Genomic DNA, 11,398 nt, shown 5'->3' on the forward strand with positions numbered 1-11,398 from the left:
GAGCGGCGATCAGCCGGACCCACGTCTCCCGGTCGATGCGCTCGGCGTGCAGGTCGATGGTGGCGTTGATGAGGGGCTCGGGCATGGACGGGCAGTACCAGCGGCCCTCGACGAGGATCGCGCCGTGCGTTCCGGCCTGCTTGCCGAGCTGGTCCGCGCGGTAGTCGTAGACGGGCTTGAAGCCCATGGCCCGGACGGGAAGCTGCCACTCGTCGGGCTCGGAGTTGTTGTAGGCGCGGTCACCGGCAAGGTAGCCGGGTTTGTATCCACGCTCCCGGAGTCGGTTGAGGATCTTCAGGCCGTTGTACGCGGGGCGGTGACCGGGCTTGTCGAGGCAGACGCCGAGGACGAGGGCCGGGAGGACTTCGGGGTTGGGGGTGCCGTCGTCGAGGAGTACGGCGTCGTGCTCGGCGTCGCGGGTCACGATGAGGTGGGCGTCGTAGCCGTAGAGATACTTCTTTTTGAGCGAGGTCTTCTTCTTGCCCTCGGAATCCTTGGCCTTGCCCTTCTTGGTGGGCAGTGGAGGCGGGTGCATGGAGGCGGCGACCGGGGCGTCGGGGTCCCGGTGGTCGCCTTCACGTACGTACCAGCCGGCGTCGGGGTCGGTGGCGAGTTCCGGCCCGTTAGTGCGGCGGCCACGGGAGAACGTACGGACAGGCGTGGCGTCCACACCCAGGGAGACTTCCGCCAGCTCCGTCAGGAGGCCGTGGAGAGGCCGTACGGAGGCGTCCAGCAGGAACTCTGTGAACCGGGCCAGCCGACGCTCGCGCTCCGCCAAATCGTCGACGTCCGCTGCCGCCCGCAGATCATCGGCGTCCTGGCGTGAGAGGTGCCCGTTGGACGGCAGCGGAGACGGGTTCATGGCGTCCTTCATCGCGTGGAAGAGTCGGCGGACGACGGCGTAGGCAGCCTCGAACCCCTGGTCGTGGTCGGGGTACTCGACGATCCCCAGCAGCTCGCGCAGCCGCGGGCTGATGCGGAAGTACAGAATGTCTGTGACCCGTTCGAGCACGATCTTGCCGACGGTGTCCTGGGTGCACAGGTGAAGGCCGATCAGAAGGCTTCTGAGGTGCAGTGTGCGGCGTCGGCCGCGCGGGAGGTGGACGAACTCCTCAAGCAGCGGGACGAGTTCGCTGTTGTCCACTTCTTCGATCGCCGCTTCGACATCGGCGTCGGCAATGGATCTGCGCCCCGCGCGCATCTCCGTCAGGCGCTCGTGGCGCTCGCTGGGAAGTCCGCGGACACTCGTCATCGGTCGCCTCGCAGCAGGCGGGCCGCTTCGTCGGCGGGGACGGCGCTGAGGAACGGAAGGATGCGGGAGAGGCCGTGGAGGGTGTCCACGCCGGCGGCCGCCACGATGACGGTGATGGGAAGCCGCTCTTCGAAGAGTTCGACCAGCCACGTGGACCTGAGCCGGCCCATGACCAGGCGAGGGACGTTCGGGCTGAGCTGGGTACGGGCCAGGAAGTTCGTGACAGTGTTGGTGCCGCGGCTGTAGCAGTTGGGGCGGAACAGGTATTGGGCGGCGCCCGTGGCGTCGAGGCGGTCGGCAGCGGCGGCCAGAACGCCTTCCCAGGGACGGCGGCAGAGGATCTCCCGTTTCCGGGGACCGCGAGTCGTCACGATGACCGGGCCGCCACCGCCTGAGGCTCTGCGGACGTCGTGGACGCGGACCGGGATGACCTCTGGTGAGTCGAGGCCGGCGCCGAGCCCGAGGGCCATGAGGGTCTTGCATCCCCAGCGGAGCTCCTCGGTGGGCTGCCCACTGACCCAGCCCCACAGGTCTGCGAGTTCAGTGCGGGTGTAAGGGGCGTTGGGAACGGAGGCCGACAGCTTGGCGGGCCTTCCGGTCCGGCATGCGCCGCCCAGGACGACTTCACTGAGCCGTAGGAGCCTGCTCCGGTAGTTGCCGCGGGTGCTCTCTCTCACGTTGGGGCAGCCGACGGCAATGAACCGCTCGATCACTTCCCGGGAGAGCCACACCTCGGCCTTCCCAGGCAGACCCTCGCCGTTGCAGAAGAGTGCCAACTGGGACAGTGCAGAAAGCAGTTCACGCGCCTTGTAGGGCAACTGCGGGTCGGCCTGGCGGACGACACGGCGCACTTCGTCGCCGACGCGGCTCCACCCCGCGGGGGAGCCGGCCGGACGATAGGAATCAATGCGCTGACTCATCACATGCCGCCACACCAGCACCCCGGCGGGAGGGGTGCTATTCGAATAACATGTATCTGCGGCAGCAGTCCCGCGCGACCGGGGAGGACCGGATGGGTCAGACTTCACCTCATGCCCCAAGGAGATGCCCGTCGACTGCCGCCGCGCGCGTACTGCGTCAGCGGCGCGTGGCCTGAGGCCGTCATGGAGGAGCATCACGGGGCGCGTGTCGCCCAAGCGCTGGCTGCCAGGCTCCATGCGGCGATCGCCGAGAAGGGCTGGTCGGCCGCTGAGCTGTCCAGGCGCAGCGGAGTCGCCCGCTACACGATTGCCAAGGCGCTGGCTGGTGAGGCCTGGCCCGACCTGCTCACCATCGCCAATCTGGAAAAGGCGCTGGGAGTGGATCTGTGGCCGGGGCGAGAAGTGTGACGACGGAGGTCGTTGAGGCCGAAAGAAGGATTGTTCGAAGCTGAACACGAAGTGGTCATCCCTTCGAGCGAAGGGCAGGACCATATTTCGCAACGCGCTACCGGAGGCGCGAGGCCGTCCGTAAAATACAGCGTGGCACGAACTGATCCGGCTCTGTGGAAAGTTCTCGGGAGGTTCGTCGCTGTGGGCCGCCACGTGGAAGAGATTCCATGTGGCGGCCTTCCTCATGCTGCAAAGGTGGTGCTAGAGGTCGGTTCTATACAGTCTGTCGGGCACCGGCCGCGTACTGATAATTCGAACCCGGGTGCTTCACGAGTTCCTCGGCGCGTACCAGTTCGTCCATCGTGACCCGCACGCTCTTCGATTTGGTGGGCACGCCCAGAGCTGCTGCCATGGAGCCCGCCTTCCAGAAGCGCTGAGGATCCTGGCGCATGAGGTCGCGGATGCGGTCCTTGCGGGTCTGGCCGTGCCCGTTGGGGGCCTCCATCTCGTTCTCCTCGTCCTCGCCGGACGTCGGCTGTCGCTGGTCAGGGATGCCGTTCCTCTTCCAATCCTCCGCAACGTCCTTGTGCTTCTGGAGCTGACGTAGTAGGCGCAGCTCCTGCCGCACTTTGTAGAGGTCTTTCTGCAGCTCCTCCTCTCTCGCTTCGAGCTTCACGATGTAGGCGTCCGGCTCGCTGGCAAATTCATGCCAGTCAAGGCTCTCAATCATTGGTGAACCGTACCTATGACAAGGCATCTGGAGCCGACTCCGCAAGGGGTACTTCACCCGAACTGACGACGTGATCAATTACCTTTGCCACTTGGGTTCGAGAGTGCTCGAAAAGGATGGAATCTTCCCCTGTGTCACTTACCGCTATGGTTGGTTTGAGTCCTGTGCTAATTTCCCGCGAGTGTTACCTGTGTCTATGGCCAGGCTTACCTTCCGTCCCTTCCTCTTGAATGTGGAAGGGTTGTCCTATGAGGGTAATCCGGCAAGGTAGTTGTCTTGTCCCTGCCTATGTCGCGGCTTGCCCGAAAGGAAGGGGGCTGGGGGTGATGTTGGTGTTTCTTTGCTGCGGATATGCGCGGTGGAGGGCCGAGTGATAGGTCGGAAAGGTAAGTGGGACGGTCACTGCCGCAGCGGAACAGGTAGGTGACCTTTGTCGGCTACCTGTGAGCATCCAGAGGTCTGAGCGCCTTGTGGGGCAGAGATTGGGTAGAAAGGGAGGCCACGGCACCCGCATCTCCGGGATGAGCGTGGATGTCTACCCAAGGCTGTAGGCGACGAGGACAGGCCTACCGCACCTGTCGGGGTGGCCAGCCTGTGTGCGGGGAAGCCGAGGAGGAGGTAACGATCCCGGCAGGCAGTCGGGTATCTGTCATACAAGCTCGCCGCGCGAGCCGACGGCCTGAGGGCGGATATGCGGGGGCAGTCCATCTGGCGTGAGCCTGCGTACAGGGCATAGGGGAGGACAGGTAGCCCAGCGGGGACAAGAGGACCCGGAGAAACAGGCAACGCCACTCCTCATGGCGTGTGTTGTGCCGCACAGGCGCTGCAATCTATCTGCGCTGTTCTGGTAAGTGCCGTCTGCGGAGGCCCGGTGCTCGAATTTCAGCGCCGTTCGGTGACGTCGCGGGCCGCCTCGCGAGCCGGGCGACTGACGGCGTTCAGGGTGGCAGAGGCGGGTCCGGTCCAGTCGCCGTAACCGAGCAGGTGCAGGCGTGCTTCTTCCACAACCGACAGCGCAGGCACTCTGCGCTGGGCATGCTCAGCCCGGTGGAGTACGAACTCCGCACCCCACCGGTAGCGTGAAACCAAGCAACTCGACTCCACCCAACTCGGGACAGTCCGGAGCCTCCACCGATCCCGGAGCGGTTCAGTGCCGACTCGGCACGATGACCTGGCTCGACACCCCCACCGGAGTCATCGCTTTCCGCCGTGAACCCGGTTTCGTCTGCGTCGTCAACCTCGACCGAGGCATACCGGCTCCCGGACCACACGGCGATCCTGCTGGCCAGTGGTGCCATCGAGGACGGGCTGCTGGAACCCGATCAGGCGGCTTGGCTGGAGGTATAGCCGTTCGCACAAGGATAGCGCCCCCCTCAATCTGCCAGGGCCTGTCCGGTGTCACTGCCCGTCGATCGGACAGCCCTTGCCGCGGCCGCAACCACGGCCGGACAGCTGGGTGACCGACGCGACGATCCGCGAGCAGCACAATTGACGAGTAGAACACCGCCGTCGCATTCCCACCGGCATCACCCGACCCATGCGGCCACCGTACGAGCAGGCTGCTTCCCCCTACTCTTGCCGCTTCGCTGATCTGAAACTCGAGTCGTGGTCAGAGCCAGCCGCCGAGAATGATCAGCCCGCGGTGCACCAGCGGCTCAACGAAGGGATTGGGCCGGAGCGAAGGCCCGTACGCCCACTCAGCCACGTCCATGCGCCATGGCGTACGCCGGTGGTCGAGGAGCCGAAGGTCGGCAATCCAGTCAGCGACCTCGCCGGCGGAATACCCGCGGTGCAGAAGCTGGTCCGCGGCATACACGGCGGCCGCCACCCGAAGTGAGTCAGTCCAAGGCCTTCTGCCTTTCCTCTGCCGTTGGGAGGTGCCCCTGGGGGAGCGCACCGCATATCGCAGGAGGGGATCACCGCGCCGCACCATCGACGGAGACAGGAGCGGGATCAGCACGGCCGCAAGCGCCACGAGCTGCCTGTCCTCATGCGTGGGCATCCCATCGAGCCATGCGTTGACTCGCGCCTGCAAGGCCAGCACGGAGTCGTCACTCACCGGCACAGGCTGGCACATAGTCAGCGGGAAGCTGCATGGTTCTCCAAGGTCGTAAGCCCATTCACCCTCGTCGGTCCAGTTCTCGCAGGTTCGCTCAGGTGGGGCGTCGTGCCGAAAATGGACGGTGTCCCAGCAGGCCTGGCATTCGGTCACCAGATACACAGCGTGGTCCACGCACGCGAAGGACCACGGAAGTTTCTAGGGCAGGAGCCAGCGCGGACCGTCGTTGTCCCGTAGACACTTCGAGCACCAGCGTGCCTGCGAACGGTGGAACCACACCCTCTTGTGCCATTGCTGAACCGCCACACCGTCAGACGAGAACAGCGGCAGATGCGGTACCGCGTTGCCGGCATAGCGTGCCAGCGTCATCGCGTGCAGGCGCTCGGCGTCGATCCCGGTCAGCTTCTCCATCCGCCGAACCACCGGATCGGACAACCGCATTTCGGCCGCAGAAAGCCCGCCGAGCCTGTCGAGATGAAGTTCCCGAAGGAGCGGCTTCATCTCGAAATCCTGTTGCTGGGCGAGTGCACCGATCCAGCTGGTCAGTGACTCCCCGGGAATCGGCTGAACCACTGGCTCAGTCAGGATGCGGCGCGGTGGGCGACGCTTCTGCGCCGTTTTCTTCGCAGTACTCACGATGCGAATCCTGTGACAGGGGCACTCTGCCGAACCGTGGCTTGTGAGCGGATCACCGATGTGGGTGACCAAGAAACGTCCTCGTTTATGGGGTCCTGGTCTCCCGCGCGTCACCCATCGGAATGCTTGAGGGTGTTATTCGAATAGCATCGCGGAAGCGATGAGGCATGAACGACGCCCACTCGGATGGCCACGACGTAGTACGTCCCGTCGTCATCGATTCCCCGAACCGCCGACTCCTCCTGATCCCGTCTGTGCCCGACCGCGAAATCCGTTGGACGCTACTGACAGTCCCCATGCGCCTCGGTGAGACCAGCCGCCGCGCGGCAACCCGTCATCTGCGTCGTGTCGTTCGCCTCCCCGCGCTTCGTATTTCGCCTCTCATCGGCCGGCTCTCCCGCAGGGACGCACCGGAAGGCGTTCAGTACATCGTCGTGGTGCGCCCTGCAGCGGAAAGCTGCCCGCCGTCCGTCCGCTTTGCGCTCGCCCCAGAAGCCCGCTGGTGGACGACGGCCGAGTTGCGGTCGGCCCGAGCGCTGGTCGAGCCCGCTGAACTGCTCGACTTCATGGACGGCTACTGGGACGGGTGGCTGCCGGACGGAGAGATCTCGCTCGAGTGACCAGCCGCGCCCAGCTCTCGTCCAGCGAATCCACAACAAACGAACGCCGGGCTATAAGAAATTCGCGATTCTGTCTTGCGCCTTGGCATACCCGGCCTTGTCGATGTGGCTACGGGGCCGATACCGAAGCCCGTCCCGGCGGCCGATCGACCCATACATTCAGCCATGGAGAATCTCGGTGAACCGCTTGGCACTGATGTTGCCGCCGGAGATGATGACGCCGATCCTGCGCGGAACGCGGTCAATCCGGTGGGCCAGCAGGGCGGCCAGGGCACTCGCTCCGCTGGGTTCGACGACGATCTTCATGCGCTCGAAGGCGAACCGCATCGCATCACGGATCTGGTCGTCGCTGATCAGGGCGATGCCGTCCACGAGCCGCTGGTTGAGGGAGAAGGTGAGCTCCCCGGGAATGTCCGCGGCCTGACCGTCGGCGATGGTGCGGGGCACGGGTATGGAGACGCGCCGGCCGGCTTCCAGGGACTGCTTGGTGTCGTCGCCGCCTTCCGGCTCGACGCCGATCACCTTCACTCCGGGCAGAAGTCCCTTGGCGGCCGTGGCGCTGCCGGCGATCAGGCCACCGCCTCCGACGGGCACAATCAGGGCGTCAAGGTCGCCGACCTCCTCGATCAGCTCGAGGGCGGCCGTGCCTTGTCCAGCGATGACGTGCGGGTGCTCGTACGGAGGCACGAGCGTCAGACCGCGGTCGGCGGCGAGCGCTTCCCCGATCGCGACCCGGTCGCCGGTGTAGCGGTCGTAGGTGACGATCTCCGCTCCGTAGCCGGCTGTCGCTGCCATCTTGGAGTGCGGTGTGTCCTCCGGCATGAGGATCACGGCGCTGGTGCCGAGCTCCCGGGCAGCGAGGGCGACGGCCTGCGCGTGGTTACCGGAGGAGTAGGCGGCGATTCCCTTCGCCAGCTGCTCGGCGGACAGCTGCGAAGCGGCGTTGTACGCCCCGCGAAACTTGAACGCTCCGATGCGCTGGAAGTTCTCGCATTTGACGAAGACTTCCGCGCCGACCAGGCCGTCCAGGGTGCGCGAGCGCAGCACGGGGGTGCGGTGGGCGACGCCTTTGATCCGCACCGCGGCGTCGCGGACGTTCTCCAGGGTGACGTGCGGGGTGTCGGTCATGCCTGTGCTCCATCCTGGTCGGTGCCAGCCGCCGCGCTGCCGTCCGGGCCGTGGGCGCCCGGCCCGGTTCTGGCCTTAGCGAGGTAGTTGTAGGCGGAGGCCCGTGAGATGCCGAGTCGTTCCGCGACTTGCTGAGCTGCGCCGCGCACGGCGAAGACACCTCGGTCGTCGAGGCTGCGGAACAGCTCCAGGCGTTCACTGCGGCTGAGTTCGGACCACTTCTTGTTCTGCCGCAGTTGGTGAGCGTCGACGATCGCGTCCACCACGGAGCCGATGTCGTTGTCGAACGTGGTCGTCGGGACCGCGGCGGAACCGGTGACGCCGACGAGTTCCCCGATCAGGGTGTGCGTCTGGTTCACCGCGGTGATGTCGACGTTGACGCACAGCGCCCCGAACACCGTGCCTGCGGAATCGCGCAGAACCATGGTCGACGACTTGACCAGCTTCCCGTCCTGGGTGCGGGTGATGTAATTCAGCTCGTCGGTCGCCTCGTCGCCACGCGCGAGAATTCCCATGCCGATCTCGCTCATCGATCCGCCGACCGTACGTCCGGTGACCGTGCCCGCGATGGCGACGACAGACCTCTCCGGCCGGCGGAAGTCGTGGACGACCACTTCACAGAAGGACCCCAGCGTCCTGACGATGCCGTCGATGACGGGGGTCAGCGCCGCGATGATGGCGTCCTGCTCCTTAGCCGACACCGATTGCCCCAGATGCCACAGGTACCCGAGCAAGAGCCTCGATCTCGATGCAGCCGCCGTACGGCAGTGCCGCCACTCCGACGCAACTCCGGGCGGGGCGCGGCGAGGTGAAGAACCGTTCGTACGCGGCGTTGAGTCGGGCGCGGTCGGCGACGTCGGTCAGATAGGCCACTACCTTGATCACATCGGCGCGGACAGCGCCAGCCGACCTCAGGGCTTCGTCCAAGTTCGCGAACGCCTGTGCGCATTCAGCCTCGAACCCGCCCGACACCAGAACGCCGGGTTCGCTCACCCCGAGGCGTCCGGACACGGCGACCAGATCACCGCTGCGGAACGCCACCGAGTAGGGGTGTTCGTCGACCGGCTGCAGCACGGCGTGGTCGACGTCCGGTTGATTGCCCGCCATCCATCCTCCTCAGGGGACGACTCGGATTCTGTACCAGGAGTCTAAGGTATTGGACAGAAATTCCAAGTCCCGTGTCGTCGGTGATCTCCGCCGTGGACGGTGCCCGGCCGGTCACGAGAAAGGTGCTGGCACGGTGAATCCGAGCAGTGCAGGCCGCCGGTGCGGGTGACAGACCTGCAGACGGCCATGTCGGCCGTCGGCTCCGGCGACCGATGTTGACGACTGCGTGCGAGGGCAATGACACGTCGGCTCCGCAGACCGACGCGTCGTCCACACCGCTCGAAGCTTCAGCGCGAGCTCCAAGGCGGGATCCGGCCAGGGAACCAGGATGATGTAGATCCGGGCGCCGCCGGGCTAGGCGGCGCGGATCGTCGGTGCACAAGGGGGAGCGCGCCACACCGCTTGGTCCCAACTGCTCGCGCCGGGCGTGGAACCGGTAGAGGCGAAGACCGCGGACATTCCGTCCGCGACGACCCTCGCTTCCGGCTGTGGCCCACCGTCCACCCGCCGACCGGCCACGAGGGATACCGGCCACCTCTGAAAAGGTGGACAGCGGACGGAAGCGAGGGTCGTCGCCCCTGTGCGTGCGGCGGACGCCGACACGGCAGATACCAGTGCCGCCACGAGCCGAGTCGGGCAGCGGTTCCTGCCTGGCCCTCCTGGCCAGGCCTGGCCATGTCCGGCGGGAGGATCAGTCACCGGAGGCGGGCCAGTCGTTGATGAAGGAGTACAGCAGGGCGTTGACGAGCTCGGGGCGGGTGGCGAAGGCGAAGTGATCGGCGCCGGGGAGCTCGGCCAGGCGGGCCTGGGGGATGGTCTGGCGCAGGTAGAGGGAGACTCCGGAGGGGACTTCCTGGCCTCTGGTGCTGCTCATCAGCAGCGTGGGAACGGTGATGGCGGTCAGCAGGTGGCGGTCGTCGTCGAGTGAGATGTTGTCGAAGAAGCCGAGCAGGGTCTCGACTCCCGCGTTGTAGCTCATCTCGCGGAACCAGGAGCCGAGTTGCGCGGCCCGTGCGGCGTCGACGTCGGCGAAGACCAGGCCGGGATCGAGCACGGCGTCGGTGATGCCCTCGATGCCGCCCTCGCGTGCGGCGTCGGTGAAGTGGGCGATGGCGGCGTCGTCGAAGCCGTGGGGCCAGTCGTCGCCGCGGCGGAACTTAGGGGAGCCGTTGAGGACGGCAAGCCTGCCGAGCAGGTCAGGGTGCTGGGCGGCGAATCGCAGTGCGACGTGCCCTGCCGAGGCGAAGCCGACCACGGTGGGTCGGTCCAGGCGGAGGTGAGTGATGAGGGCCGCGAGGTCGGCGGTGTACAGGGCGGTGATGCTGTCCACGTCGGGGGGCAGTTTGTCGGAGGCTCCGTAGCCGCGCAGGTCGAGGAAGACGTTGCGGGCGTGGGGGTCGAAGAACTCCTGCTGGGCGGCCCAGGAGCGGGAGTCCAGGGGCAGGCCGTGCACCCAGACGATGGGCCGGCTGCCCGCACCGGTCTCGTAGAAGGCGATCCTGCCTCCCTCTACGTCGAGGTGACGGGCCTGGTCGAAGCTGAGCGGAGGCATGGTGGCGTGCTCCTGGCGTCGGGCGGGAGGTGCCGGGTGTGGCACCTCCCGCTGGGGGTGGTCACAGTCCGGTCGGGTAGGTGACGTTGTCCAGGCCGGGCACGGTCACCTTGGCCGGGTTGTTGTCGGCGGCGACGAGCTGGCTGACGGCGTAGTCCGTCACGGAACCGGACAGCAGCTGGCGCGGGTCCTCCATGACCATCCGCAGGCGGGTGGTCATGGCGCGCCAGTCGTCGGGCCCGTGGATGACGGGCATCTCGCTGATCTCGGTGACGGACGGGTCGGAGATGTCGGGGACGGCGAGGCGGCCGGGGGCGTAGCGGGGCAGTCTGGGGAACATCAGGTCGCCCAGTTCGACGGTGGCGCGGGTGTTGGACCAGATCTGGCGCAGGGGCTGCTCCAGGGCTGCCACCTTCGACAGGTCTCCGTCCAGCGGGGTGGTGAAGGTGGGGGCGTGGGGCGCCATGTAGAGGCGTTCGAGGGGGAGCTGGTAGCCGGACGCGCCCAGGAGCATGGTGGCGACGCTGGAGGTGTTCCAGGTGACACCGGCGGTGGGGCGACCCTGCTTGCCGGCGATGACGACCATGGCCCGGCTCCAGTCGATCTCCTGCTCGCGGAACCAGTGGATGATGCGACGGGAGATGTCCAGTCCGGTGAGGAAGAACGTGGCGATCATCATGTGGTTGACGGTTCCGTGCCCCTCGGCCGTGCCCTTTTCCAGGTAGTCGGTGCGCAGGGCGGTGGCGTTGAGGCGGGTTTCGTCCTCCAGGGCCGCGCTGAGGAAGCGGTCGGTGACGGCGAAGGTGTAGTCGGCCATGTCGGCGATGGCCTGCTCGCGGCCGCGGTAGGTCTCGACGGCGATGGTGTCGCGCCACAGTTCGGCACTGTTGGCCTCGCGGCTGCGCCGCACCTCGGTCAGCAGCCGCTCTGTCTCGCTGCGCCAGCCGGGATCCGCGTACTTCTCCCGTAGCTGTACGAGGGTGGCGACGGCGGGGCCGAGGTGG

Annotated in this window: 12 protein-coding genes and 1 pseudogene; 2 read left to right on the forward strand and 11 right to left on the reverse strand. The window is 66.5% G+C overall.

The window, feature by feature from the left end; genetic code table 11:
- Both ACTWQJ_RS35410 and ACTWQJ_RS35415 read right to left on the reverse strand, forming a co-directional pair.
- On the reverse strand, positions 1-1,252 hold a 1,252-nt coding region (locus ACTWQJ_RS35410), incomplete at its 3' end, for a hypothetical protein (protein ID WP_443310565.1).
- Positions 1,249-2,172 (reverse strand): hypothetical protein, encoded by a 924-nt coding sequence (locus ACTWQJ_RS35415; RefSeq protein ID WP_443310566.1) that lies wholly within the window; start codon positions 2,170-2,172, stop codon positions 1,249-1,251. The genes ACTWQJ_RS35415 and ACTWQJ_RS35410, both read right to left, overlap by 4 nt.
- A 111-nt stretch (positions 2,173-2,283) precedes the next feature.
- Here ACTWQJ_RS35415 and ACTWQJ_RS35420 point away from each other — a divergent pair, with 111 nt between their 5' ends.
- Positions 2,284-2,580: a helix-turn-helix domain-containing protein gene (locus ACTWQJ_RS35420; protein WP_232107813.1), complete on the forward strand. Its 297-nt coding sequence runs from the start codon at positions 2,284-2,286 to the stop codon at positions 2,578-2,580.
- Positions 2,581-2,836: 256 nt separating this feature from the next.
- Here the strand turns inward: ACTWQJ_RS35420 and ACTWQJ_RS35425 are convergent, their stop codons facing one another.
- The 4 genes and pseudogenes from ACTWQJ_RS35425 to ACTWQJ_RS35440 all read right to left on the reverse strand — a co-directional run bounded on the left by ACTWQJ_RS35425 (position 2,837) and on the right by ACTWQJ_RS35440 (position 5,987).
- Positions 2,837-3,292 carry a hypothetical protein gene (locus ACTWQJ_RS35425; protein ID WP_443310567.1) on the reverse strand — a complete coding sequence of 152 codons (456 nt, stop codon included), beginning with the start codon at positions 3,290-3,292 and terminating at the stop codon, positions 2,837-2,839.
- 882 nt (positions 3,293-4,174) lie between these two features.
- A pseudogene (locus tag ACTWQJ_RS35430) lies at positions 4,175-4,297 on the reverse strand (pyridine nucleotide-disulfide oxidoreductase); the annotation flags it as partial.
- Between the two features lie 604 nt (positions 4,298-4,901).
- Entirely contained in the window at positions 4,902-5,351 is a 450-nt protein-coding gene (locus tag ACTWQJ_RS35435; protein ID WP_443310568.1) for a hypothetical protein, read from the reverse strand.
- A gap of 198 nt (positions 5,352-5,549) precedes the next feature.
- The gene (locus ACTWQJ_RS35440; RefSeq protein WP_443310569.1) at positions 5,550-5,987 is read right to left on the reverse strand and encodes a TniQ family protein; all 438 of its coding nucleotides are present in this window, start codon (positions 5,985-5,987) and stop codon (positions 5,550-5,552) included.
- A gap of 167 nt (positions 5,988-6,154) precedes the next feature.
- Here ACTWQJ_RS35440 and ACTWQJ_RS35445 point away from each other — a divergent pair, with 167 nt between their 5' ends.
- Entirely contained in the window at positions 6,155-6,607 is a 453-nt protein-coding gene (locus ACTWQJ_RS35445; RefSeq protein ID WP_443310570.1) for a hypothetical protein, read from the forward strand.
- Positions 6,608-6,766: 159 nt separating this feature from the next.
- Here the strand turns inward: ACTWQJ_RS35445 and ACTWQJ_RS35450 are convergent, their stop codons facing one another.
- From ACTWQJ_RS35450 to ACTWQJ_RS35470, 5 genes are all read right to left on the reverse strand, one after another.
- Positions 6,767-7,735, reverse strand: coding sequence for a threo-3-hydroxy-L-aspartate ammonia-lyase (locus ACTWQJ_RS35450; RefSeq protein WP_443310571.1), 969 nt, complete (start codon positions 7,733-7,735; stop codon positions 6,767-6,769).
- On the reverse strand, positions 7,732-8,436 hold the full coding sequence (locus tag ACTWQJ_RS35455; protein WP_443310572.1) for a helix-turn-helix transcriptional regulator: 705 nt from the start codon (positions 8,434-8,436) through the stop codon (positions 7,732-7,734). Before ACTWQJ_RS35455 ends, ACTWQJ_RS35450 begins: the two co-directional genes overlap by 4 nt.
- Entirely contained in the window at positions 8,426-8,842 is a 417-nt protein-coding gene (locus ACTWQJ_RS35460) for a Rid family hydrolase (RefSeq protein ID WP_443310573.1), read from the reverse strand. Before ACTWQJ_RS35460 ends, ACTWQJ_RS35455 begins: the two co-directional genes overlap by 11 nt.
- A 691-nt stretch (positions 8,843-9,533) precedes the next feature.
- On the reverse strand, positions 9,534-10,394 hold the full coding sequence (locus ACTWQJ_RS35465) for an alpha/beta fold hydrolase (RefSeq protein ID WP_443310574.1): 861 nt from the start codon (positions 10,392-10,394) through the stop codon (positions 9,534-9,536).
- 61 nt (positions 10,395-10,455) lie between these two features.
- Positions 10,456-11,398: DUF5624 domain-containing protein (locus ACTWQJ_RS35470; protein ID WP_443310575.1), on the reverse strand; the 943-nt coding region annotated here is incomplete at its 5' end.

It is taken from the genome of Streptomyces sp. KR55 (genome assembly GCF_052245645.1).
GTDB classification, from domain to species: Bacteria; Actinomycetota; Actinomycetes; order Streptomycetales; family Streptomycetaceae; genus Streptomyces; species Streptomyces flavusporus.